General features: G+C 44.3%; 23 protein-coding genes. 11 read left to right on the top strand and 12 right to left on the bottom strand.

The window, feature by feature from the left end; all coding sequences use genetic code 11:
* Nucleotides 1-6 precede the first annotated feature (6 nt).
* Nucleotides 7-783, top strand: a complete 777-nt coding sequence (locus MJ595_RS10840; protein WP_263322308.1) for a hypothetical protein — start codon at nucleotides 7-9, stop codon at nucleotides 781-783.
* On the opposite strand, the gene MJ595_RS10845 is transcribed toward MJ595_RS10840, so the two are convergent.
* A complete protein-coding gene (locus MJ595_RS10845) occupies nucleotides 780-1,355 on the bottom strand; it encodes a pseudouridine synthase (protein WP_263322309.1) in 576 nt (191 codons plus the stop codon). The genes MJ595_RS10840 and MJ595_RS10845 overlap by 4 nt on opposite strands.
* Before the next feature lie 83 nt (nucleotides 1,356-1,438).
* Nucleotides 1,439-1,636, bottom strand: coding sequence for a DUF2788 domain-containing protein (locus tag MJ595_RS10850; RefSeq protein ID WP_263322310.1), 198 nt, complete (start codon nucleotides 1,634-1,636; stop codon nucleotides 1,439-1,441).
* Between the two features lie 151 nt (nucleotides 1,637-1,787).
* On the opposite strand from MJ595_RS10850, the gene MJ595_RS10855 reads away from it, so the two are divergent.
* Both MJ595_RS10855 and MJ595_RS10860 read left to right on the top strand, forming a co-directional pair.
* Entirely contained in the window at nucleotides 1,788-2,141 is a 354-nt protein-coding gene (locus MJ595_RS10855; protein WP_263322311.1) for a hypothetical protein, read from the top strand.
* A 36-nt stretch (nucleotides 2,142-2,177) separates the two neighbouring features.
* On the top strand, nucleotides 2,178-3,140 hold the full coding sequence (locus MJ595_RS10860) for a DUF1521 domain-containing protein (RefSeq protein ID WP_263322313.1): 963 nt from the start codon (nucleotides 2,178-2,180) through the stop codon (nucleotides 3,138-3,140).
* Nucleotides 3,141-3,179: 39 nt separating this feature from the next.
* Here MJ595_RS10860 and MJ595_RS10865 read toward each other — a convergent pair whose 3' ends face one another.
* From MJ595_RS10865 to MJ595_RS10885, 5 genes are all read right to left on the bottom strand, one after another.
* Nucleotides 3,180-3,785 (bottom strand): YjaG family protein, encoded by a 606-nt coding sequence (locus MJ595_RS10865; RefSeq protein WP_263322314.1) that lies wholly within the window; start codon nucleotides 3,783-3,785, stop codon nucleotides 3,180-3,182.
* A 74-nt stretch (nucleotides 3,786-3,859) separates the two neighbouring features.
* The gene (locus MJ595_RS10870; protein ID WP_263322315.1) at nucleotides 3,860-4,405 is read right to left on the bottom strand and encodes a hypothetical protein; all 546 of its coding nucleotides are present in this window, start codon (nucleotides 4,403-4,405) and stop codon (nucleotides 3,860-3,862) included.
* 292 nt (nucleotides 4,406-4,697) lie between these two features.
* Nucleotides 4,698-5,264, bottom strand: a complete 567-nt coding sequence (gene yeiP, locus MJ595_RS10875; protein WP_263322316.1) for an elongation factor P-like protein YeiP — start codon at nucleotides 5,262-5,264, stop codon at nucleotides 4,698-4,700.
* A complete protein-coding gene (locus MJ595_RS10880; RefSeq protein ID WP_263322317.1) occupies nucleotides 5,218-5,622 on the bottom strand; it encodes a DUF3301 domain-containing protein in 405 nt (134 codons plus the stop codon). The genes yeiP and MJ595_RS10880 overlap by 47 nt, the downstream gene beginning before the upstream one ends.
* Before the next feature lie 104 nt (nucleotides 5,623-5,726).
* Nucleotides 5,727-5,993 carry a hypothetical protein gene (locus MJ595_RS10885; RefSeq protein WP_263322318.1) on the bottom strand — a complete coding sequence of 89 codons (267 nt, stop codon included), beginning with the start codon at nucleotides 5,991-5,993 and terminating at the stop codon, nucleotides 5,727-5,729.
* A gap of 232 nt (nucleotides 5,994-6,225) precedes the next feature.
* On the opposite strand from MJ595_RS10885, the gene ald reads away from it, so the two are divergent.
* Nucleotides 6,226-7,347 carry an alanine dehydrogenase gene (gene ald, locus MJ595_RS10890; protein WP_263322319.1) on the top strand — a complete coding sequence of 374 codons (1,122 nt, stop codon included), beginning with the start codon at nucleotides 6,226-6,228 and terminating at the stop codon, nucleotides 7,345-7,347.
* A gap of 78 nt (nucleotides 7,348-7,425) precedes the next feature.
* Here ald and MJ595_RS10895 read toward each other — a convergent pair whose 3' ends face one another.
* The 4 genes from MJ595_RS10895 to MJ595_RS10910 form a co-directional block, all read right to left on the bottom strand.
* On the bottom strand, nucleotides 7,426-8,541 hold the full coding sequence (locus tag MJ595_RS10895) for an extracellular solute-binding protein (protein WP_263322320.1): 1,116 nt from the start codon (nucleotides 8,539-8,541) through the stop codon (nucleotides 7,426-7,428).
* A gap of 204 nt (nucleotides 8,542-8,745) precedes the next feature.
* Nucleotides 8,746-10,092 (bottom strand): glutamine synthetase family protein, encoded by a 1,347-nt coding sequence (locus MJ595_RS10900; RefSeq protein WP_263322321.1) that lies wholly within the window; start codon nucleotides 10,090-10,092, stop codon nucleotides 8,746-8,748.
* Between the two features lie 176 nt (nucleotides 10,093-10,268).
* Nucleotides 10,269-11,090 carry a DUF4922 domain-containing protein gene (locus tag MJ595_RS10905; RefSeq protein WP_263322322.1) on the bottom strand — a complete coding sequence of 274 codons (822 nt, stop codon included), beginning with the start codon at nucleotides 11,088-11,090 and terminating at the stop codon, nucleotides 10,269-10,271.
* Nucleotides 11,091-11,226: 136 nt separating this feature from the next.
* Nucleotides 11,227-12,720 carry a CoA-acylating methylmalonate-semialdehyde dehydrogenase gene (locus MJ595_RS10910; RefSeq protein ID WP_263322323.1) on the bottom strand — a complete coding sequence of 498 codons (1,494 nt, stop codon included), beginning with the start codon at nucleotides 12,718-12,720 and terminating at the stop codon, nucleotides 11,227-11,229.
* A 296-nt stretch (nucleotides 12,721-13,016) separates the two neighbouring features.
* Here MJ595_RS10910 and MJ595_RS10915 point away from each other — a divergent pair, with 296 nt between their 5' ends.
* From MJ595_RS10915 to MJ595_RS10945, 7 genes are all read left to right on the top strand, one after another.
* A complete protein-coding gene (locus MJ595_RS10915; protein ID WP_263322324.1) occupies nucleotides 13,017-14,516 on the top strand; it encodes an aldehyde dehydrogenase in 1,500 nt (499 codons plus the stop codon).
* A gap of 17 nt (nucleotides 14,517-14,533) precedes the next feature.
* Nucleotides 14,534-15,835, top strand: a complete 1,302-nt coding sequence (locus MJ595_RS10920; protein WP_263322325.1) for an FAD-binding oxidoreductase — start codon at nucleotides 14,534-14,536, stop codon at nucleotides 15,833-15,835.
* A gap of 180 nt (nucleotides 15,836-16,015) precedes the next feature.
* The gene (locus tag MJ595_RS10925) at nucleotides 16,016-17,383 is read left to right on the top strand and encodes a transposase (protein ID WP_263078002.1); all 1,368 of its coding nucleotides are present in this window, start codon (nucleotides 16,016-16,018) and stop codon (nucleotides 17,381-17,383) included.
* A 415-nt stretch (nucleotides 17,384-17,798) separates the two neighbouring features.
* Nucleotides 17,799-18,374, top strand: a complete 576-nt coding sequence (locus MJ595_RS10930) for a hemerythrin domain-containing protein (protein ID WP_263322326.1) — start codon at nucleotides 17,799-17,801, stop codon at nucleotides 18,372-18,374.
* A 296-nt stretch (nucleotides 18,375-18,670) separates the two neighbouring features.
* Nucleotides 18,671-19,351, top strand: coding sequence for a hypothetical protein (locus MJ595_RS10935; protein ID WP_263322327.1), 681 nt, complete (start codon nucleotides 18,671-18,673; stop codon nucleotides 19,349-19,351).
* A 34-nt stretch (nucleotides 19,352-19,385) separates the two neighbouring features.
* A complete protein-coding gene (locus tag MJ595_RS10940) occupies nucleotides 19,386-21,059 on the top strand; it encodes a transposase (RefSeq protein WP_263078486.1) in 1,674 nt (557 codons plus the stop codon).
* 42 nt (nucleotides 21,060-21,101) lie between these two features.
* Nucleotides 21,102-21,341: a cadherin-like domain-containing protein gene (locus MJ595_RS10945; protein ID WP_263322328.1), complete on the top strand. Its 240-nt coding sequence runs from the start codon at nucleotides 21,102-21,104 to the stop codon at nucleotides 21,339-21,341.
* On the opposite strand, the gene MJ595_RS10950 is transcribed toward MJ595_RS10945, so the two are convergent.
* A complete protein-coding gene (locus MJ595_RS10950; protein ID WP_263079463.1) occupies nucleotides 21,315-22,382 on the bottom strand; it encodes an IS4 family transposase in 1,068 nt (355 codons plus the stop codon). The two genes, MJ595_RS10945 and MJ595_RS10950, sit on opposite strands and share 27 nt — an antisense overlap.
* Between the last annotated feature and the right edge of the window lie 40 nt (nucleotides 22,383-22,422).

The following is a 22,422-nucleotide window of genomic DNA, read 5'->3' on the forward strand; positions in this document are numbered from 1 at the left end:
TTTGGTATGGGAGTCAGGATAGAGTCAATACGTTGGTTATTAGGGGGTAAACCCCCTACTGAGCAAAGCCAGTTCTATGTTCAGCATCAGAATAGAAATCTGGCAGTGGTTAAGGCTGATTCAACACCGGGTTTAAGTACAGGGGAGGACGTGGAGCCTGCCCCCCTTGCCAGTCGAACCATTAAGAAAATGGGCTTTAAGGAACGCTTGAAATGGAGTTGCAGGCTTTTATTTGCATCTAAAGACAAGTGGCGCGAGTGTTCTTTCAAGTTGTTGAACGAATTTTTAAAAAGAGATGATCAGGAGAGTTTTAAGTTATTGTTTATAAAGTTAAATCAGCTGGATGAAATTCCAGTAACCGGATCTTTAGGCCTGGAAATGAGGCAGTTACTCGAACCGTTTTTAAAACACAGGGAAAAAGAAAAGGAGAGCTTGCTGATTAACCCGGAAAGTTCAGACTCGGATGGTCAGGATTTGAGATTTGCGGAAGCCCTGGATCGGTTTGAGCTGCTTTTTGATGGTGACTCCGGAAGGTTGGAAATCATGGAGCAGCGGCCAGTGAGTTCTCGTGCTCTGGATGATGAGGAACAGAACCCATACCATGATATGATCGTTAACGCCCTTGCCAGGGGAGATTTTGATGCTGCCCATGGCTATATTAAAGCGACTCAAGTAAATGCTACAGAGAGCCTCCGGATTATTGTTCAAGAGGCTAAAGGTAAAGCGAAATCCGAAGAAATCCGTAATAAAATTTCAGGTGAATTTCCTGATGATTTTCTCTAGGTGAGAGTTACCCACTCCCCTTGTTGAATGCCTTCCAGACGCCAGGGGCCAATTTGTATCCGAATAAGCCGCAGGGTTGGGTAGCCCACAGCAGCTGTCATCCGCCGAACCTGGCGATTTTTGCCTTCTTTTATGGTGAGTTCAAGCCAGCTATCGGGTACGGTTTTTCGCTCCCGAACCGGAGGGTTTCTTGGCCATAGAGTTGGGGGGGAGATCCGCTTGACTTTGGCAGGGAGGGTTTTGCCATCTTTTAGCTCAATCCCATTGCGGAGTACATCCAGCGCCTGATCATCAGGAATACCTTCTACCTGAACCCAGTAGGTTTTCGCCATTTTGTGTTTTGGTGAGGTAATTTGATGTTGCAGTTTTCCGCTATTCGTTAGCAGAACAAGCCCTTCGCTGTCCCGGTCCAACCGTCCAGCAGGATAAACATCCCTTATGGAGATAAAGTCTTTCAATGTCCTGCGGTTGTCGGCGTCAGTAAACTGAGTGAGGACATCATAGGGTTTATTAAAAGCTATCAGTATCGGCTTAGGCGTTTTTTTATGCCGCTGAGGAAACGAGGGTCGCATATCAATAACTGGAAACTACAAGGAAACGCTGGATTCTTTCAATAAAACAGGAGCCTGGCAAGGTGAAAATACACCAAGTGTGGTTATAGCAGCATTTCATAGATAACCGTTTTAATGATAAATCCCAAAACGCCTAAAAATAACGCGCCAAAAAGTACTAAAGTTCCCCACTTTCCTGCTTTTGACTTTTTGGCGAGATCATAGACGATAAACCCCATAAATAGCACCAGGCCTGAAACCAGGCATTGAAGTAGCAGCATCTCCAGCGTGTCAATATCCATGTTTTTTCCTTTTAATGGGATTGAGAACCTGTATGGCGCTATTGCCCCCCCGCTGTCCGGAAATATACCGCATTTTTTATAAAAAAGGGGGGGGGCTTGCCGATGACCATGATGGAATCGGAGAGAGATTATTATTTCAGGAGTGTGTTATATGGCTCAAAAGGTCATGCTGGTGGATTTGAAGAAATTAAAAAAATCCAGTGAGTTGGTTAGGAAGGAAGCGGAAGCAATGATCAGTGCTGCTTATGAGTCCATGAGAGCTCAGGCAGATTTTATTGCAAAGGCAGGGGTTAGCCCTGAGGATCTGGATACATTATTGGATAACTATCCTTCCTCTGAAGGAGTTAGGCAAGCACTCGAAATTTGGGAAGCCGAGTTTCGCAATGAGTTAGCCCTTGCCAGGTCTCAAATGAGTAAGGAAATCAAGTTGTCCGGTAAATTACTGGAAACTAAAAGAACCCGGAATAAGAAAACAGCGACAAAGCGCTGTACCCGAATATTTTAGAGAGAATTTGTTTAACCTGATAGGGAGCCTACCGTTATGAGTTCAAAAACCGATGCTGTACCTGCGGCAGCAACGTCATTTGATCCAGCGTTGGATCCTGCGAAAAATCTGACAGATTATGCATCTGATGCCTATCTGCAGAGGGGACGGATGCTAGATAAAGAGGTTAGGGATCTGGTGGAGCAGGTTGATCTCTCTAACAAGTATTTGGATGAAATCAACAAATTGATAGCTGAAGCAAATACCGTTATTTTCGGTACCAGCACTACTTCATCAACGACATGGCAAGCGGATTTCTCAGGAACAGACAAGACCATCACATTGGATAATGGCTATGGGATTGCCATAAAGCCAAATGGAAATATTGTCATTACAGACGCCAGTAATAACTCGGTGACCTATTCGGCAGGTGCGCTGTTCCCAGCCCAGGCAGGTAGTGGACCCGGGAATGGCATAGTGATTGGTAACACTACGCTTGTTTTGGACGATGGGACTAAAATCACGTTTCAGGCAGGTGATAGCAATGTTTTGACTTCAATGGTCCTTACCCGTGGTAATCAAGGACTGTCTGTAACAGGCTTGAATACTACTCCCGTTGCCAGTGGCCCTAATTTAAATGGAATAACTTTAGATAGTGATCATCCGGATGGGGATATTCTGGTTGAGAATAGTGGCTTGCATAACCTGGTTCAGGCAGGAACCAATGTTCCCTTCTATGGAATCGCTTCAGGTACCCTCACTGAGGATCAAAAAACATTCATCAGGGATAAGCTCAAGATTACTAACATTAATCTGGATGGCACTTTGTCTGATGAAACCTGGAATGCCCTTAAGAGCCAACTGATTGCCGCCCGGGATAATTTAACGGGAAGCAACCAGTTACAAACGGTACAGTTGCAAAGTGCCCTGACCCGTTATAATCAGAACTATGATGCTATGTCCAACTCTCAGAACAAGATTTATGCCTTGCTGAAGGATATTTTAGGTAACCTTAAGTAGTTCTGATGCGATAGAGCCCACACCTTGTGGGCTCTGCCTTTAAACACCAATCCCTAATTGGCTACAGCCATCGTTTTTAGCGAACTGCTTGATCATTTTCATGGCTTTATTGCTTGGTTGCTTTTGCGTTTTGAGTATTTCCATAAGCTCATCAATAAAATCCATCTGGGTTAAGTAGAGAGGGTGCTGTTCGATATATTGGTTAAGCTCTGTACCTTTCAGGCCAGGCTCTTCAGAATATTTGATGAACTTGCCAATGGTATTCAGCGAGAGTGTCATGGCACTGGCCGCTTCTTCTTCAGAAGGTACCATGGCACAGTGTAGTGCACAGTTTATACCCACCATGGTATCGAGGGCAGGCTGGACACCATACATGTCAAAGTTTTTTGGGTCGGGTGTGCTATTTTCGATACGCTCAATGAGTCGCTCAAAGTTTTTTGCTGACTGCTGACCGGCAACATGATCCCACAACATATTGAGGCAATGTCTTACTTCACCGGGTTCACCGAAACCTGATAGTTCAGCAAATAAAGCAAAATTAGGCCAGCTTTGTTCGGCTATTGCAGTGGTTATTGCACAAAGTTTCCAGGGAGAAAGTGTGTTGATCTGCTGAATAAATAATGCGTACTGCCTGCGAGTATTCAATGGGGTTATCCGATTGGTTTATAGCAGTTGGTATTGTCGTATTAGTCTTTTATTGATTTCAAGGTGGGGATTACTTAAAGTGACCATTTGAAGTTAAGGGTGACAGAGTTGAGATTATAATCTGACTGAAGCTCAATACTGGACTCTTCACTTAAACAGCTTTCAGCTTTGACTTGGCTGCTTATTTGCACCTTGCCACAGGAGCCGAATTTGAACTGTGTTTTATCTTTGATGTAATCCACGCTTTTCTTCACAGGTTCTGAAAGGCCCATAGCATCTAAACCGGTGAAAATGGTTGTGGCGGTAGCCTGCTGTGCGAACTTTTTTGGATTGTCAAAGGCTTTATATAGAAATGCACCTACTTTTTCTTCGGTAATAGGTCTTCCGAAGCTTAGATCCATCTCTGGCTTATTTTTGCTAACTTTGATGGGTGACTTTTTCTGGGTAAAACGATCAACTAATGCAACATCTTTGGAAAATGGGGTGCTAAAGCCTTTTGGGAAATTTTGAAAGGGTTGCCTGGATTCCGCATAACAAACTGAAGCAAAACCCAGCAGGAAAACATGCTTTAATGAGAAAAACTTTATTATTCGACAACTAATTGACTTCTCAAAGCTCATAGTATCTATCCCTGATAGTTTCTGCAGCTTTCTTCCCTGAAGTAATTGTGTGTCAGTCCATAACTCCTTTTGCTGACAATATCCCTATGATTTAATTAAAGCATATATATGGCTAATTGCTTAATTCGAAAATGATATAAAAAAATAGTTAACCCCGAAGGCTCCTGAAAACAGTTCGTTATTATTGGGTTAAGCTGAATTCTTGAATCTATTGTTTTAAAAGGACTAATCAATTAATTCGGCCACTGCTCCAATAAATTAAGCAGCCGGGTACAGAACCCGGCTGGCTGGGTTAAGCCCGGGACATAAATTTACCGGTTTCAGTATTGATTTTGATGATTTCACCGGTGCTCAGGTATTCCGGCACCTGAACTTCAAGCCCTGTAGACAGCATGGCAGGCTTAGTCCTTGCTGCTGCGGATGCTCCTTTGATGCCAGGGCTGGTTTCGGTGATTTCCAGGGAAACAGACGAAGGAAGCTCAAGGGCCAGCAGCTGGCCATCTACCAGCAGGGCGGTGATACCCTCTAATCCATCAGCAATATAAAGTAACTGTTCTTCAATGGTGCTGGCATTGATCAGATACTGGCTATAGTCTTCCGAGTCCATGAATGTGCACTCATCACCTTCTCTATAAAGGAGAGTGACTGAACGGCGCAGAAGATCAACACCGGTTAGCTGATCATCTCCGGTAAAGGTCTGGTCCAGCTTTTGGCCACCGGGTACAGCACTGAAACGAATTTTGTACAGGGTCTGGGCGCCCCGTGCAGATGGACTTTTGGTTTCCAGCTGACGAACGATGTAATACTGATTGTTAATGGAGACAATCTGACCTTTTTTCAGCTCTCGGGCGTATGGCATCAAAATTCTCTGAATGTGGTACTGATAGAATCAGGGAGTGGGTGTCTTGCTCTTCCGGAAAAGGGTAGTCAATCTCCAGTAATATAAGCTGGTTGCCGCATAACTGAATATGACCTTGCCGCCTTTCTAGACCATCTGCAGTAAATTCAAAATGGTAATAGCGCATCAGGGAAACCTGCCCTTCAGGGTTTCTTGAAACACAGGTTTTGTGTCGAACCACTGAGCCATCAAGAAATTGAACATGCATATCAGCACATGCCCGGCGACCATGGCTAATGGCTATTTCTCGGGCTTTGGCTGTGTCCAGCCAATAAAAGACAGCAATACTGCCTGCTGCAAGCCAGAAGAGGGTATCCATCGTGCTATTTTAGAGGTTTTCCAGACAATAGAAAACTTCCTGGGGTGATTTGGAAAGGAGCCATCGGTGAGGGGATCAAATCGCTCAATGTGTTATCAGCCAGTTTAGTGCAGCAAGTGTCTTGGGTTGGTCGCCTTTCCCACAGGCTTTCCCGTTTTGTCAATCATTTTATCGCGGGCATCCAGTCGGTAAATCCTTCTAAGGTACTCATTTTTTATTGATTGCTCATCAACAAACTGTTTGACGTTGACACCTATCCTATCGAGGTATTCGAGCATGAAAAGTGGGTTGGGCACGGTAACCTCCATTGATTCCAGTCCCCTGTTCAGGCGGGCGTAGGATAGCACTGTTATATTAAGTTTTTTTGACATAGGACAGGTTTTTGTCCGTAAATATCACCAATCTGTAAGTGTAAATACTGTGTCAATTTTATGGGGAAAAATTGTATTTATTTTTTATACAAAGTGAAATTTTGGTGTCAGAAAATGTAAATAATTTAACCACCCTTTGTGAAAGTGAAGTATAAATTTTCATCAAAAGGTTGTAATTTATTAGAACGCAGTTCTCATATCGCTTATTGAAATGATGTACAAGGGAGAGTACATGCAGATTGGCGTCCCAAAAGAAATCAAAAATCATGAGTATCGTGTTGGGCTTTCCCCTGCCGGGGTGAAAGAGCTGGTTCAGGATGGCCATGATATTTTTATTGAAAGTACTGCCGGGAATGGTGCCGGGTTTGGTGATCAGGATTATCAGAAGGCGGGTGCTGTTATTCTGGACACTGCGGAACAGATATTTCTGCAATGCGAACTGATTGTGAAGGTTAAAGAACCTCTGCCGTCTGAGCGAATCCTGCTGCAACCTCATCAGACCTTATTCACTTATTTGCACCTGGCACCTGATCCAGACCAAACAGCGGATTTAATTCAGTCTGGTGCCTGTTGTATTGCTTATGAAACCGTTGTTGACCACCATGGTAAGCTACCTTTGTTGGCACCTATGTCTGAAGTGGCTGGTCGGATGTCTATTCAGGCAGGAGCCCGTTGCCTGGAAAAATCAATGCAGGGTAGGGGGGTGTTACTTGGTGGTGTACCAGGGGTTGAACCTGCCAGGGTGGTTATTATTGGTGGAGGGGTTGTAGGACAGAATGCCATTACTGTTGCGGTAGGAATGGGGGCTCAGGTATCGGTTCTTGATACCTCTGTTGATCAATTACGACGCCTTGACCAGCAATATGGCAATCGTATTTGTACCTTGTATTCTAGTTCTCAAGCCATTGAAGACTTTGTCATAAATGCTGATTTGGTGATTGGTGGGGTATTATTACCGGGGGCCGCAGCTCCCAAACTAGTGAGTTATGAGTTGGTTGGAGCTATGAAAGCGGGTGCTGTGATTGTTGATGTGGCCATTGATCAGGGGGGCTGCGTTGCTACCTCTAAAGCCACGACCCATGATAATCCCACATTTGTGGTTGATGATGTTGTTCACTATTGTGTAGCCAATATGCCAGGTGCTGTTGCCAGAACCTCAACGATAGCCCTGAATAATGCAACCTTGCCTTATATTCTTGAGCTGGCCAATAAAGGTAGCAAGAGATCACTGACTGAAAATCCACAGCTACGGGAAGGAGTGAATATCTGTGGTGGTAAGGTCACTCACAAACCGGTAGCTGATGCCCAGGGGTTGGAATACACGCCAGCTTCAGTTGCCTTGAAATCGATTTGATAGCTTACAGCTTTCACCCGTGAAATGGTTAATGAGAAAAGTATAAAGTTACAGTCCTCATTAATCCTTTCTGTTTCTCTAAATACCACTTTTTATTTTTGTAAATAGTCTTATTCTGGGTTTGTCATCCTTGATATCAAATACGTCAAAGGTAAATAGGTTTTTCTTTGTTTTCAGGTCAGGGTAAATGGCAGGGTTGTTTTTTATGTGATCATCCAGAAAGGGAATTGCCGCTTTATTTGCACTGGCGTAGGAAACATAATTCTGAATATTGGCCATGACTTCAGGTTCCAGTAAGTAATTCAGAAATTGATAGGCTTCGCCAATATTTTGAGCATCTCTGGGCATGGCAACCATGTCAAAGTACATACCACTGCCTTCCTTAGGTATGGAATATTCTATATGAATGCTATTTTTTGCCTCTCTTGCCCGGTCGGCAGCCTGAAAGATATCTCCCGACCATCCCACAGCAACACAGATATCGCCATTGGCCAGGTCTGAAATAAATTTTGATGAATGAAAATAGGTAATATAAGGCCTGACTTTCATCAGCAGTTGTTCAGCTTTTTTATAATCATCACGGTTTCTTGAATTAGGATCCAGTCCCTCGTGAACCAGTGCCGCTGGTATGACTTCATCGTAAGCATCGAGAAAGGCGACACCACAGCGGCTCAGTTTTTTGATGTTCTCTTCATTAAAGACAAGATCCCAGCTGTCAGTGGGAGCATCTGTTCCTAAGTATTTTTTTACCAGATCCGGGTTATACCCAATACCTGTTGTTCCCCACATATATGGAACAGCATATTGGTTACCTGGATCAAACATTTCCACTTTAGCCATTAACTCTCTATCCAGGTTTTCCCAGTTAGAAAGTTTGTTTCTGTCCAGTGGTTGATAAGCTCCGGCTACAATCTGCCTTGCCATATTGCTGGCAGTGGGAAAAACCAGATCATAACCTGTTTTCCCGGAAAGCAGCTTGGCCTCCAGAGTTTCAAGGCTATCAAACACATCATAGATAACCTCTACACCTGTTCTTTTTTCAAAGTTGGCAATAGTGTCTTCAGCAATAAAATCAGACCAGTTATATATATAGAGTTCTTTTTTCTGTGCGTGGGCTGCCGTGATCATTAATGATGAGATAACTGCTGTAGTGAGGCATAACTTCCTGAAGCGCTGAAACAGGCTGAAAGTCATTTTACAGGTTCCTTATTCTCTTGTTTTCAGGGAAAACTTATTTTAAGCCGCCGATTTTATAGCAAAACTTATTACCGGGTTATTTGACACAGGACAGCTTTTTTAGCCAGTCAACAGCCCCTAGTGAACAAGTCAGGAACCTCCGGTTTTCAAACGGGTTTTGGTTTAATTCATTCTGAGTGTGACTATTGTATGCATAGGTGCTTATACAGAAAGTAACAGGTACTCCCTTTCCCACGAACTTATGACACGTTTAAAGTTTTCATATTCTACCCGTTTAACGGCAACATAGGTGTTGACAAAAGATTCACCAAGCATTGCCGTTAGCTCTTTACACTCTTCCATCATATCCAGCGCGGATTCCAGGTTGATGGGAATACTTTGATTTCTGAGTCCATAGGCACTCCCTGTTACCGGTTCTTCGGGAGCCAGCTTTTCCTGAATACCCATATACCCACAAAGCAAGGTGGCAGCAAATGCCAGGTAGGGGTTGGCATCAGCGCCAGCCAGCCGGTTTTCTACTCGCCTGGCCGCTGGGGGAGATTCCGGGACTCGCAATGCCACCGTTCTATTATCTACACCCCAAGAGACATTGACAGGTGCTGATTCCCCGGGGAGAAAGCGTCGATAGGAATTGACGTTCGGGGCAAACAAAGGAACCGCCATAGGGATATATTTTTGTAAGCCGCCAATATAGTGCAGAAAGCGTTCGGAAAATGAACCGTCCCCATCGCTGAAGATATTGTTGCCGCTTTTACAATCAATGATGCTCTGGTGAATGTGCATGGAGCTGCCCGGTTCATTTTCTACCGGCTTAGCCATGAAGGTTGCGGATATCTTATGCTTGAGAGCAGCCTCCCGGACACAGCGCTTGAAGGTGAATACCTGATCAGCCAGAGAGAGGGGGTCACCATGACGGAAATTGATTTCCATCTGGGCCACCCCCTCTTCATGAATCAGGGTATCAATATCCAGTTCCTGGGCTTCACAGTAATCGTAGATATCTTCAAAAAGTGGGTCATATTCATTGGTGGCATCAATACTATACGACTGTCTTCCATATTCCTGCCGGCCGGAACGCCCAACAGGGGGTTCCAGAGGGAGGTCTGGGTCAGTGCATCGCTTGGTAAGGTAAAACTCCAGTTCGGGAGCAATAACCGGACGCCATCCTTTGTCATCATATAGCTTAAGTATATTTTTCAACAGTGTTCTGGGGGCTACACTGACAGCATTGCCTTGTTTGTCGTAACAGTCATGTATGATCTGGGCTGTGGGTTCAGTGGCCCATGGGACAAGATAAACAGCGTTTTCATCCGGTTTGAGAATCATATCAATTTCTGCCGGATTTATGAGGCTGTCGTAGGTTTTATCAGGAAGTGAATCACCTGTAACAGTAGCAATCAGAACCGTCTCTGGCAGACGAATGCCCTTTTCATGACAGAACTTACTTGAAGGCATAATCTTGCCTCGAGCCACGCCTGTGAGGTCTGGAATGACGCACTCAACTTCAGATATTTGATGCTCTTTCAGCCAGGCCTTCAGTTTCTTCATGATACCTGCATTTTTTGTCTATTTATTGTGTTATTAGTGTACTCTGACTTTGAATATCATCCAAACAAGCTGGATCATCGGGGCTTCCCAATAAATCATAATAAAATAGGATACGTTCCCTGACCCGTTTTAGCCTTCTTTTATCAGGGAATGAGGCGCTGCCACTTAAGATGCACTTAACGGCTGGCTTTAGTCAATAAATTGAGTATACCTGCTGTTTTTATATGATTGAACTGCTGCTGATTTTTGGCCAGCATGAATCCGGCATAACCCAGCGCATTAATAGCAACACCATCGGGACGACCCTCACTTCGTGGTACGACCAGCATCCATTGCCGGGTCATCAACAGATTGTAGGGGGCAGGGTTTTCCTGTCCAGAGGTGATCAAGCTCAACGTTGATAACATTTGTTGGTAGAGCGAGAAGAGATAACCGGCATCATCGCTTTTTAAATCAAGTTTGCATGCCAAGTGTTTAAAAGGTAACTGTAGCAGCTGTTCGGGTTGGTAAGAGGGTATTGAGGCCATAATGCCATCAATGGGTAGCTTATCCAGAGGGAGCGCCTGTAAATGCCTGTGGGGCTGGCTGGCTCCAGCCTGTCTGCCGCTATTATAAAAAGACAGTAGGTCCAGCTGGCTGTGGATATCTGCCAGAGCGGTAAACTCATTCAGAGTTAATAATGACTCCTGGGATTCGAATACCGGTGTGACAATAAGAAAATGGTTGGGAACCAGGTTGTATTTATTTAACAGAATGACATGGCCACTGTTCAGGTGTTTAACATACAGGCTTTTTTCATAGGGTAGAAATGGATTTTTGGAAATTGAATACCCTTTCTTTTTTTTTCGGAATCCATTCAGTACACGGACCTGAAATGGAATACCTTGCTCATTAATAGGCTGGATCAGGGTGGGAGCTGTTTCTAATGCCCCTGACTCTGTGGCCAGTTTGCTTACTTGGGATAAGGAATCAATCAGTTCTGTTTCTAAAAATTTCATAATGGGTATTAACAATAGATTCAAAACTGGCAGTTTGAACTATTACTTTAGCTTTTTCGATCATCTGTTACCGCTTTTTTGGAATAGTGTCGTGTTTTAACTCAAGGCTTCTACAGATAGAAGCCTCTTACTGATGTTATTTCATTGTGGGAATAACAAACTCCGTATCTCCGCGAATTCCTGTAGGCCAGCGTGAGGTGATCGCTTTTTTGCGGGTATAAAACCGAACACCATCCTCACCATGCATATGCAGAGGACCAAACAGTGAGCGTTTCCAGCCCCCGAAACTATGGAATGCCATGGGTACAGGGATGGGAACATTAATGCCAACCATGCCTATTTGAATATCGTGCGCAAACTGTCGGGCACTGTCTCCATCCCGGGTAAATATGGCTGTGCCATTGCCATACTCATGGGCATTGATGATATCGACTGCCGTCTTGTAGTCAGGAACGCGGACAACACTGAGTACCGGTCCAAAAATTTCTTCTTTGTAAATGCCCATATCAGTGGTGACATTATCAAATAGGCATCCACCTAAAAAATAGCCTTCTTCATGCCCTGTTATCTTTAGATTTCGACCATCAACAATCAGTGAAGCTCCCTGGGCAACGCCGGAATCAATATGATCCTTAACTTTGCTGCGATGGGCTTTGCTAATTAAAGGACCCATTTCTACGCCGGGTTCCATGCCATTTCCGATTCTCAGTTCCCGAACTCTGGGCGCAAGCTTTTCCACCAGTTTATCAGCGATATCTCCAACGGCCACTGCTACTGAAATGGCCATACAGCGTTCGCCTGCAGAACCATAACCTGCTCCCACTAAGGCATTTACCGCTTGGTCAAGGTCGGCGTCGGGCATGATAACCATATGATTCTTGGCTCCGCCTAGTGCCTGAACCCGCTTCCCTGCATGGGATGCTGTTTGGTAGATATACTCTGCAATGGGCGTAGAACCCACAAAGCTGACCGCCTGAATATCCTGATGGGTCAATAGGGTATCAACGGCTTCTTTATCACCATTGATAACATTGAAAGCGCCGTCCGGTAATCCAGCCTCGTGCATTAGCTCTGCCAGGCGTAACGGTACAGAGGGATCTTTTTCAGAAGGTTTAAGAACAAATGTGTTACCACAAGCCAGGGCAAGGGGAAACATCCACATGGGTACCATGGCTGGAAAGTTAAAGGGGGTAATGCCAGCAACAACTCCCAAAGGCTGTTTTATAGACCAGGCATCCACATCAGTGCCTACGTTTTCAGTATATTCCCCTTTCAGCAGGTGAGGGATACCACAGGCAAACTCTACCACTTCAAGCCCCCGGGTTATTTCGCCCCTGGCATCGTCCAGCACTTTACCGTGTTCGCAGGTGATCAGTTCTGCCAGTTCATTTCGGTGTTGTTCAACCCGTTCTTTAAACTTGAACAGAATCCGTGCCCGGTTAAGCGGGGTGACTTGCTTCCATTCTGTAAAGGCTTTTTGAGCTGCGGTGATGGCTGCTTCAGTTTCATTTTTACTGGCAAGGGAGACGTTGGCAGAGATTTCTCCGGTGGCTGGATTATGGATCGGCTGGCCATGGTCACTGGGTTCAGTGAATTTCCCGGCAATAAAATGAGTCTTGTTTAATGGCATTTGCTTAATCCCTTACTTATTATTGTTGTGATCCTTGGCTTTTTATGACGTTTGCCAGTTTACCTATTAGCCCATCAATATGGATGCTTTTTTTAAAATTAAGGGTGGAAACATTGCCAGAATATCACCAGTCCAGTGAACTCGTGCATCTTTTTTGTAACATCCCTTGAGCACCTTGTATCTTTAAGGCTATTTCTACTGATTCAGAAGCTGATTAGGTAATAAAACCGGGTTGGTAGATTTCAATAGAGCCAGTAATAGTGAATCCTATTGGTTCAATAATAAGTGGAGGCAGTATGACTGATATTAAAAACAGGGATTTTTGGGAAGAGAAAGCCCGAAACCTGAATTTTAATGGCAAGGCGTTTATTGATGGTCACTATGTGGATTCAGCCAGTGGGGACACATTTGATTGTGTTTCTCCTATTGATGGTAAGGTTCTGACCTCAGTTACCAGCTGCTTACAGACCGATGTGGACAAAGCGGTTCTGGGGGCTCGCAGGACATTTGAGTCCGGGGTGTGGTCTCGCCTCTCTCCTGTTGACAGGAAAAAAGTACTACAGGCTTTTGCCGATGAAATCAGTGCTCACCAGGAGGAACTGGCACTGCTCGAAACCCTGGATATGGGCAAGCCTATTACAGACAGTTTTACTGATGATCTTCCCGATGCCATTAACTGTATTCGCTGGTGTGCTGAAGCAGTGGATAAGCTTTATGACGAGGTGGCACCCACAGCAGATAATACCTTGGGACTGATCACCCGAGAGCCTGTGGGGGTGGTGGCTGCTATTGTTCCCTGGAATTATCCCCTTTGTATGGCGGCCTGGAAGTTAGGGCCAGCCCTTGCGGTGGGTAATAGTGTTGTTTTAAAGCCCTCAGAAAAATCACCGTTAACAGCTATTCGTATCGCTGAACTGGCAAAGAAAGCAGGCCTGCCAGATGGTGTGCTACAGGTGTTGCCCGGTTATGGACATACCGCGGGGAAAGCCCTGGCCCTTCACCCTGATGTTGATACCCTGGTTTTTACCGGATCTACCACTACAGCAAGACAGCTAATGGTTTATGCCGGTGAATCCAATATGAAGCGGGTTTGGATAGAGGCCGGTGGGAAGACGCCTAATATTGTGTTTGCCGATGCTCCTGATCTGAAAAAAGCGGCGAAGATTGCGGCGATGGCCATTTTTTGTAATCAAGGAGAAGTTTGTGTAGCAGGTTCAAGACTGTTAGTGGAAGACTGTATTTATGATGATTTTCTACAGTGTGTTGTTGAAGAAGTGAGTAATTGGCAGCCAGGCCATCCTTTGGATCCAAATGCAGTTGCAGGCGCTATTGTTGATGAAATTCAGCTAAAGAGAGTTCTTGGCTATATCGAGAAAGGTCAGTCTGAGGGAGCGAAATTGACGGTTGGCGGGCAGCGAATAATGAAAGACATGGGTGGTTTTTATATAGAGCCAACCATCTTTAATGATGTATCCAATACTATGACCATTGCCCGGGAAGAAATTTTTGGGCCTGTGCTCTCTGTGATTCGATTCAAAACGGAAGAGGAGGCTGTAACTGTAGCTAATGATTCTGTCTATGGCCTGGCGGCTGCATTATGGACTCGTGATTTATCCAGGGCTCATCGTCTTTCCCGTCGCCTTCGTGCCGGTTCAGTATGGATAAATAATTATTTTGGGGGTGATATGACAGTACCTTTTGGTGGCTACAAACAATCCGGCAATGGGCGAGATAAATCCATGCATACCTTTGATAAATACTCTGAGCTAAAAGCGACCTGGATTTCCCTTGAATAACAATAGGGCAATAAACAATGGCTATGTGGAAGAAAGCTCGAAGCTGTTTGGAACATGTGGCCACTTATTATGCAGCAACTGTTAATTCCAGTGTGAATTTTCCTACACTGAATCAACATATGACTGCTGACGTTTGTGTTGTTGGTGGAGGTTTTTCTGGTGTTGCGACAGCATTAGAACTGGCAGAAAAAGGCTACAAGGTGGTATTGCTGGAAGGCCATAGAATAGGCTGGGGAGCATCGGGCCGCAATGGAGGTCAGTTAATTCGGGGTATTGGTCATGGTATAGAGCAGTTTCGCAATGAAATTGGTCAGGAGGGTATTGATGCTATAGCTAACATGGGGATTGAAGCTGTCCAGATTGTTCGTGATAGAGTTACCCGGCATGATATTCAGTGTGACTTGAAAATGGGCTATTTTGATGCAGCCATTAAACCTCGTCATATGAAGGTATTAGAACAGGAAGCTCGCTCTTTACAAAACCAGGGTTACAGTGAAAAGTTACAACTTATTGGATCAGGGCAGGTTGCCAGTGTTGTTGGTTCAAGGCGCTATATTGGTGGCTTGGTGGATATGGGGAGTGGTCATCTTCATCCATTAAATCTTTGTATTAGCGAGGCAAAGATTGCAGAGGCACTGGGGGTTTATATCTTCGAAGGCTCCCAGGTTCAAAAAATTCATTACGGTGAATCAATCAAGGTTGAAACTTCTGATGGTGAAGTTGTTGCTGATCAGTTGGTTCTGTGTGGTAACGCCTATCTTGGTGAATTGGAACCTCGGATAGCAGGAAAAGTGCTGCCTGCCGGGAGTTATATTATTGCCACAGAACCTTTGCCGGAATCTATCTATAAAAAACTGCTGCCTAAAGATATGGCTGTAGCAGATATGAGTATTGCCCTGGATTATTTCCGTCTGTCTGAGGATAAGCGACTTTTGTTTGGGGGAGTATGCAACTACTCCGGGCGAGACCCAGAAAACATTGCCAAGGTATTACAGCCAAAGATGCTTAGAGTATTTCCAGAGCTTGTAAATTATCGTATTGAATACCAGTGGGGAGGTATGCTGGGTATAGGGGCTAATCGAATGCCTCAAATTGGCAGAGTGGAACCTAATGTTTATTATGCACAAGCCTATTCAGGGCATGGTGTCAATGTAACACATATGGCTGGAAGGGTTATTGCTGAAGCCATTTCTGGTAATGCTGAACGGTTTAACGTTTTTAACAGAATTGGTCATATTACTTTTCCTGGAGGAAAGTATTTCAGGTCGATGCTATTGGCTGCCGGGATGCTTTGTTACCGGATAAAAGAGCTATTTTGAAAAAACAAAGTTAGTCAATAGCTTTTCCTATAATACGGTTGGCGCATATTATTGCAGCTATTCCCGTGACATCAATTAAATCACTGCAACAGCAAGGCTTACAGTAAATTCCAAATGGAGTGATTTCGCACAAAATAACGTCTACTTTTGATAGGGATACTTTATCAATGGCTGTCTCTCATGGCTTATCCATTCCAAAAAAGTCGTAAGCATCTTTGTGCAAACAGTTTAATTACTACGATTTCTGAAAGTTATGAGCAAATTCCAGATGTCCGACCAAACAAGGATTCCAGAAAAATAACAATACATGATGCCTCCATGTCCGCTTTTGCCATGATGCATCTCAAGTACCCATCGCTCCTCTCGTTTGAGCGTGATAAAACAGAGCAAGAAGTAAGGCATAACCTTGAGCACCTGTATCAGATAAAAAAACGTGCTCCCTGTGATACCAGTATGCGGGAAATCCTGGATCCAATAGATCCCGTAGAGTTCAAAAAGCCTTTTAAGACATTGCTGTCTAACGTCCAAAGGGGCGGATTACTGAAGGCATTCGAATTTCACTGCGGGAACTTGAAAAATCACTACTTGCTCCCGATCGATGGAACTGGGCTATTTTACTCCTGCAATAATAAAAAACCTTGTCAGGAGTGCTGTACTAAAAATAAGGGAAAGGCCAACGAAGCTCACTACCACCAGTTAATGGCAGCATGCATTGCTCACCCGGATCAAAAAACAGTCTTGCCATTGGCACCGGAAGCCATAGTTTGCCAGGACGGTTCGACCAAAAATGACTGTGAAAAAAATGCCATTAAACGGTTGTTTGCCACCATACGAGAGCATCACCCACGTCTAAAGTTCGTTATTCTTCTGGACAGTCTTTATGCTGACAACCCCACTGTCCAACTGATTAAGAGTTATGGCTGGCATTACATCATTGTCGCGAAAGATGGCAACCATGCCTCGCTGGTTGAAGCGATGGATGAGCTGGATAAAGAAGGAAAAGTTCACCGTGCTGAAAAAGTTAATGAAGAGACTGGAATTAAGTGGTGGTTTCGCTATGCCAATGACGTCAGGCTGAACAAGGCAAAATATGCAGAACAGGTTAATGTGCTTGATTTTGTCGAAACCGATAAAAAAGGTAAACAGCATATCTGGTGCTGGGTGACTGATATTCCGCTTAACGAAGAAACCATAGAACCCGTCATGAAAGGAGGGCGCTGCCGATGGCATATTGAGAACCAGACGTTTAACACCCTGAAAAATCAAGGCTACGATCTCGAACATAACTACGGTCACGGTGAGAAGCACTTAGCCACAAATCTGGCCTATCTGACGATGCTTGCTTTTCTCGTAGATCAAATACAGGAACTGTGCTGTCCCCAGTTTCAGGAAGCTTTAAGAACCCGCTCAAAAGGAGTCCGTATAGCATTATGGAAATGGATACAGGGCTATTTTTTGCATTGGCTGATAAAAACGTGGGAGGGGCTTTTTTACACAGTAACTCATGGTATTGAAGAGAAAAGGGTGATTCCATTCGATACATCATAACCGGCCATATCGTAGCTACGTTCAGGGGTGACATTTTTTCTTTAAAGCTCCGCTTTGTTAATTGGCGGCTCAGTTTTGATCGGCTTCATTATTTTTGCTGCCTTATTGTCAATACCAACGATCATCGACGTTCATCATGCGGGAATAGCTGATATTATTGTTGCCTGGATTGGAAAAATTCAAAAAAGTGTGAAATTAAAATAGATGAGATGAAAAAAACTACTATTAATTGGCAGACTATTTGGGGTGTCTTGATGCCTATCGCTATACTGATTTGGCTATACGCTCTATAGTTATTTAGGCAGACGTTAGTTGACCTGAATCAACACCTTGTTATACATTGCTCTTCAGAATGAAAAAGTAGGGGTTTACGCCAGCTGCTTTTATAATAAAGAAACGACAATGGAGGGGCATTATGTCAAGACTGATCGAGCGAATTATTCAGGATCACGAGCACATTGCCCGCCTGCTCGACTGCCTGGATTATGAAGTAGCTGGTTATCGGGAAGGAGCTGATTACTCGCCCAAGTTGCCAATTATCCAAGATGCCTTGGATTACCTTTATAACTATTGTGATGTATTTCACCATCCTCTTGAGTCAAGGCTAATGGCTCGCCTCAGACCTAAGCTAAAGGAAGTGGAACATAGAGTAAACTTTGAACTGATTGAAGAACAGCATAAACAGATTCGAGACTTAAGCGGTAAGCTTTTGGAAAGCTTTAACCGTATTTCTTTCGATCAGGTTATACCAATTAATTTGCTATTGTCAGAATATCAGCTATATAGCAAGCTGCAGAGAAGCCATATGAGGGCTGAACAGAATTATATGATTCCAGCCATGCAGACCTATCTTACAGGTGAGGACTTGTTGTCTGTAGAAGAAGAAATAAGAGCACATCCTGACCCTTTATTTGGTGCACATATCTGGGAGGCGTATGAAGACCTTTATCAGCATATTTTGAAATACGCCAGGGTAGTTGAGCCAGCTTGATTAGGATAGTGGGTGATGGTGCCTGATGGTTTTTGCTTTAATGCAGCCATCGTCAGGCACAGACTATTATAGCACAACTGATAGTTGTTTTTTTGATTCTATGATTCATTTTATGATAAGTATTTTTTATCAGTTTTTTTTGATTTTTTCATTAACGGCTAGACTCAATAATAAGTGCATCTTCATTTTGTTAGTTGTTTTATAAACTATGCATTTAAAGGTTGTGTTAAAAAATTATTCAGAATAACGAAAAGTCTGCTTGGAGGATTAAAGTCCTTTTTTAGGCAAGGAAGTTTATGGATTCTTCATATGATAAAACGATAATTGGATATATTTCTAAGGCAAATGCCGTTGTTATGGTGGTTGATGAGAATGGCATTGTTAGAATTGCTGATATCGGTGACCCGCTGTATCTTAATGAAAGAGTTATTAATGACTCAACATCAAGTGTGATTATTGAGCTGATTAATGACCAGCTTTTAAATTTGCCTGACAGCCAGCAAGTTACCATGCACGTAGATCTCTTGAATTCACCAGCCCTGGGGAGTTCAGATGAAGATCAAGTAGAGGATGTTCCTGCCAGTGATTATGATCAACCCCAAGAGCAAATCATTCAGCCAGAGCAGGTATTAGCTCCAGAAACTGATGATGGCGATACTGCTGATCAGATAAAACCCGTTGAAGATACGTTTGCTAGAGAGGCTATTATTGATCGCCTGGTTCAAGCCGAGCGTGTGGATTCCAGTACGGATAAGAGCGCTGAAATTGAAAATGATTTTTTGAATCTAAAATCAAACCAAAAAACATTCAATGAAGTTGACCAAAGAGTAGTAGAACATCTTCCTCCTCAGGTCAAAGATTTGTTTTTAACAATCACTGAAGATTTAAATTTTAGTTTTGATGGTGTGCAGTTTTCATCAACATCAACAATACAGTCAATAACGATTATTTGTAAGTTCTCAATAACTGCTGGATAGCTGCAAAATTCTGATATACATCTATCCTTCCCTCATGCAACCCCCAATCAATCAAGAGCAAGTGTACTCACCTGCGAGATTACTGAATCTTGTTGCTCAGCAGCAAGGGCAGATTACTCAGCAGCAAGAGCAGATAGCGAAGCTTCAAGCGCTTGTTGAGGCACTGCAAGCGCAGATTCGTCGTCTTAAAAAACTGCCGCCAAAGCCTGATATCAGACCCAATACAAAACCAAAAGATGATGGTAAAAAGGGTGATAATGGTCCCGGTGATGACAACGAACCGCCTGATAATTCAGGGAAACGTAAGGTTGAGAAGCCTGGCGAACGAACACGAAAAAATCGCCAACAGCCTGATAAGCCAGCAACAGAAAAAATCATCACCGTAGAAGTATCTGATGTCCCGTCTGGTTCGACACCAAACGGATTTAGCTCTTTTTCTGTACAAGAGCTGACTATTCAGGCGTTCACGGTCGAGTATCATTTGGAGCAATGGCAGACGCCCGACGGACAAACCATCACAGCAAAACCTCCCGAAAGCCTGCATGGACATCACTATGGACCACAACTCCAGTCCTATTTGTTGTACCAGCATCACGGTTGCTCGGTGACTCAGCCGCAGCTGTTGGACTGGTTGTGGGATATAGGAATCTCAATGTCCGCGGGAGAACTTCATCGGCTACTCACTGAAGGTCATACTGACTTTCATGAAGAAAAAGACGCTTTGCTGGCAACAGGGTTCAAATGCTCCCGCTACATCCAGACCGATGACACCGGAGCTAGGCATAAAGGACAAAATGGCTACTGTACCATTATCAACAATGAGCTATTTGCCTGGTTTGAGAGCACAGGCAGTAAGAGTAGGGAAAACTTCCTGAGCCTCTTGCATCGCCCCTGGAAGACTTATTCCGTCACGCAGGACGCCTTGGACTATCTGGAAAAATTTGATTACCCGGAGAAGTGGCTAAGCATCATCAGGCAATACATGGGCGTTACGTTTTTAAACCGGGAAGCCTGGGAAGCAGCCCTTAACGACCATGGGCTAACGGGAAAGACCCGGCGCAAGCAAGCAGCAGAAGCGCTTATTTACAGCAGCTTAATGGCTCATGGTATGGGACACCTGACCACATTCAGTGATGGTGCTCAGCAGTTCAACGTATTCAACCATGCTCAATGCTGGGTTCATGCGGAGCGGGGATTGGCTAAAGTCCACCCGGTCAATGAGCAGCAAGCCAGTGCACAGTACTGGTGTCGTACATGGTTCTGGGCTATCTACAACGATTTAAAAGTCTTCAAGGCCAGCCCCGATAAAAGTAAAGCTCAAAACATACGTCGCGATTTCAAGGCCCTGACTAATACCCAGGTAGACTTTCCTGATTTACAGGACGCACTGTCAGGGCTGGTCGTTATAGAGAAGGAATTGCTACAGGTACTCGATGCTCCAAGCCTTCCGCTCCATAACAACCTGAGCGAAAGCCAAATACGGGAATACGTGAAACGACGAAAAATCAGCGGCGGCACAAAAAGCAAAGCGGGAAGAAAGTGCCGGGATACGTTTGCCAGCCTGAAAAAAACTTGCCGGTTGTACGGTTTATCGTTTTGGCATTATCTGAAAGATCGAATCATGGGCAGTGGCAGTTTTCCCTGGTTGCCCGACCTGATAGAACAAGCATCCAGCGACTTTTCGTGTGGGTTAACCAGCAGTTATTGAGAACTTACGATTATTTCTATTCCTGATCTAGGTCGTTTAAAATTGAATGATATTGATGTACTTCCGGGGCAGCAAATTCTTGTTCGGGATTTATCGGATCTGACCTATCAGCCTGCTCAAGATGAATACGGAAAAGATTATTCAAGTTTTAAATTTCAGGTTAGTGATGGTGCCAAGGAAAGTACTATCCAGCAATTAACCTTTAATGTATTGCCTATCAATGATGCTCCAATTCTAGAAGATAAAGTTTTTGCCCTATGTACGGGACAAAACTTTAAGTAAAATCTGAAAATCAATCTGATCACTTTTTGAACATCCATTCTTCAAAACTCTTCGGAGCATATCCAACCCCAGTCGGAACAGGCTTTTGGCTGGTCGCCAGTGCTTATTGAGAGGCAGCCCTTCCGCTTCCCCGTATTTCCAATGCCCTGCTATCAGACACCAGGCAAATGCCAGTGCAAGAACCCCCATCAGCTTATCCATACGGTCAAGCTCAGTCATATGAGTCGATTCAAGGTCAAATCCCCTGCTTTTAAGGCAGCCAAACAGAGTCTCAATAGACCAGCGCTTATAATAGTCTTCGATCATAGTTTCAGGTTTCTTCGTTGCCACTACAATCAAAAGACCTTTTATCGTGCGTCTGGCAGCGATATATAAACAGACACCAGATACTTTACGCTTGGTGAACCAAGTTTCTGTCTGATTGAGTTTTACATTCCTGAATAGTTGTTTGGCATTAATGTCTTTACCACAGCTACCAAGAACAGGAGTGTCTTCCTTTATTCGAAGCCGACAGATAATGCCTTGCTCATCCAGCCACTTAAACCAATCACGGCCAACAAACTCCCGGTCGGCGAGCAGTTCATCAATCTTGTCTGCCGGGATCAACGCCAGCACTCTCTTCATGATGGCTATGCGCTCGGCGGTATTAGAGTTGCCGCCTGACTTATCCAGACATACCCAGGCGATAGGAATGGCAGCACCCTGCCAGGCAATTGAAACCACCAGATAGTTGACGTGATGAGAGCCAAATTTCCAGTTAGTTCTATCCATGCAGAGTGTGTAGGTGGTGAGACTCAGCCAATGTAAAATCAACCGTCCGAGCTGCTCATAGCAATATGTGTAGCCTGAAAAAAATCGTTTTATGCGCCGATAGCTGGAGTCTTCCAGCGCTTTGCTCTGGAACTCTTCTGCCACACGGCAAAGGTTGCAGGAGCGTGCCCTTATGAGAGCAAGTATGAACTGGGCAAGAAATATAATCCGGGCTTGATGCCAGGGGAGATGAGCTTTAAGCTCTTGGGCTAATGAGCTGACGTCTTCCATGTACGACTACGGTAACTGTACGGAGGTTAGAGACCATACA

The organism is Endozoicomonas sp. Mp262 (genome assembly GCF_025643335.1).
In the GTDB taxonomy this organism is placed as follows: Bacteria; Pseudomonadota; Gammaproteobacteria; order Pseudomonadales; family Endozoicomonadaceae; genus Endonucleibacter.

What these genes read in the sequence shown, in the direction of transcription:
- MJ595_RS10855 (WP_263322311.1), top strand. Translation starts at nt 1,788, where the DNA reads ATGGCTCAAAAGGTCATGCTGGTGGATTTGAAGAAATTAAAAAAATCC.
- MJ595_RS10845 (WP_263322309.1), bottom strand. Translation starts at nt 1,355, where the DNA reads ATGCGACCCTCGTTTCCTCAGCGGCATAAAAAAACGCCTAAGCCGATA.
- MJ595_RS10895 (WP_263322320.1), bottom strand. Translation starts at nt 8,541, where the DNA reads ATGACTTTCAGCCTGTTTCAGCGCTTCAGGAAGTTATGCCTCACTACA.
- ald (WP_263322319.1), top strand. Translation starts at nt 6,226, where the DNA reads ATGCAGATTGGCGTCCCAAAAGAAATCAAAAATCATGAGTATCGTGTT.
- MJ595_RS10840 (WP_263322308.1), top strand. Translation starts at nt 7, where the DNA reads ATGGGAGTCAGGATAGAGTCAATACGTTGGTTATTAGGGGGTAAACCC.
- MJ595_RS10860 (WP_263322313.1), top strand. Translation starts at nt 2,178, where the DNA reads ATGAGTTCAAAAACCGATGCTGTACCTGCGGCAGCAACGTCATTTGAT.
- MJ595_RS10925 (WP_263078002.1), top strand. Translation starts at nt 16,016, where the DNA reads ATGGCTTATCCATTCCAAAAAAGTCGTAAGCATCTTTGTGCAAACAGT.
- MJ595_RS10910 (WP_263322323.1), bottom strand. Translation starts at nt 12,720, where the DNA reads ATGCCATTAAACAAGACTCATTTTATTGCCGGGAAATTCACTGAACCC.
- MJ595_RS10880 (WP_263322317.1), bottom strand. Translation starts at nt 5,622, where the DNA reads ATGGATACCCTCTTCTGGCTTGCAGCAGGCAGTATTGCTGTCTTTTAT.
- MJ595_RS10850 (WP_263322310.1), bottom strand. Translation starts at nt 1,636, where the DNA reads ATGGATATTGACACGCTGGAGATGCTGCTACTTCAATGCCTGGTTTCA.
- MJ595_RS10950 (WP_263079463.1), bottom strand. Translation starts at nt 22,382, where the DNA reads ATGGAAGACGTCAGCTCATTAGCCCAAGAGCTTAAAGCTCATCTCCCC.
- MJ595_RS10935 (WP_263322327.1), top strand. Translation starts at nt 18,671, where the DNA reads ATGGATTCTTCATATGATAAAACGATAATTGGATATATTTCTAAGGCA.
- MJ595_RS10885 (WP_263322318.1), bottom strand. Translation starts at nt 5,993, where the DNA reads ATGTCAAAAAAACTTAATATAACAGTGCTATCCTACGCCCGCCTGAAC.
- MJ595_RS10905 (WP_263322322.1), bottom strand. Translation starts at nt 11,090, where the DNA reads ATGAAATTTTTAGAAACAGAACTGATTGATTCCTTATCCCAAGTAAGC.
- MJ595_RS10920 (WP_263322325.1), top strand. Translation starts at nt 14,534, where the DNA reads ATGGCTATGTGGAAGAAAGCTCGAAGCTGTTTGGAACATGTGGCCACT.
- MJ595_RS10900 (WP_263322321.1), bottom strand. Translation starts at nt 10,092, where the DNA reads ATGAAGAAACTGAAGGCCTGGCTGAAAGAGCATCAAATATCTGAAGTT.
- MJ595_RS10870 (WP_263322315.1), bottom strand. Translation starts at nt 4,405, where the DNA reads ATGAGCTTTGAGAAGTCAATTAGTTGTCGAATAATAAAGTTTTTCTCA.
- MJ595_RS10915 (WP_263322324.1), top strand. Translation starts at nt 13,017, where the DNA reads ATGACTGATATTAAAAACAGGGATTTTTGGGAAGAGAAAGCCCGAAAC.
- MJ595_RS10930 (WP_263322326.1), top strand. Translation starts at nt 17,799, where the DNA reads ATGTCAAGACTGATCGAGCGAATTATTCAGGATCACGAGCACATTGCC.
- yeiP (WP_263322316.1), bottom strand. Translation starts at nt 5,264, where the DNA reads ATGCCATACGCCCGAGAGCTGAAAAAAGGTCAGATTGTCTCCATTAAC.
- MJ595_RS10940 (WP_263078486.1), top strand. Translation starts at nt 19,386, where the DNA reads ATGCAACCCCCAATCAATCAAGAGCAAGTGTACTCACCTGCGAGATTA.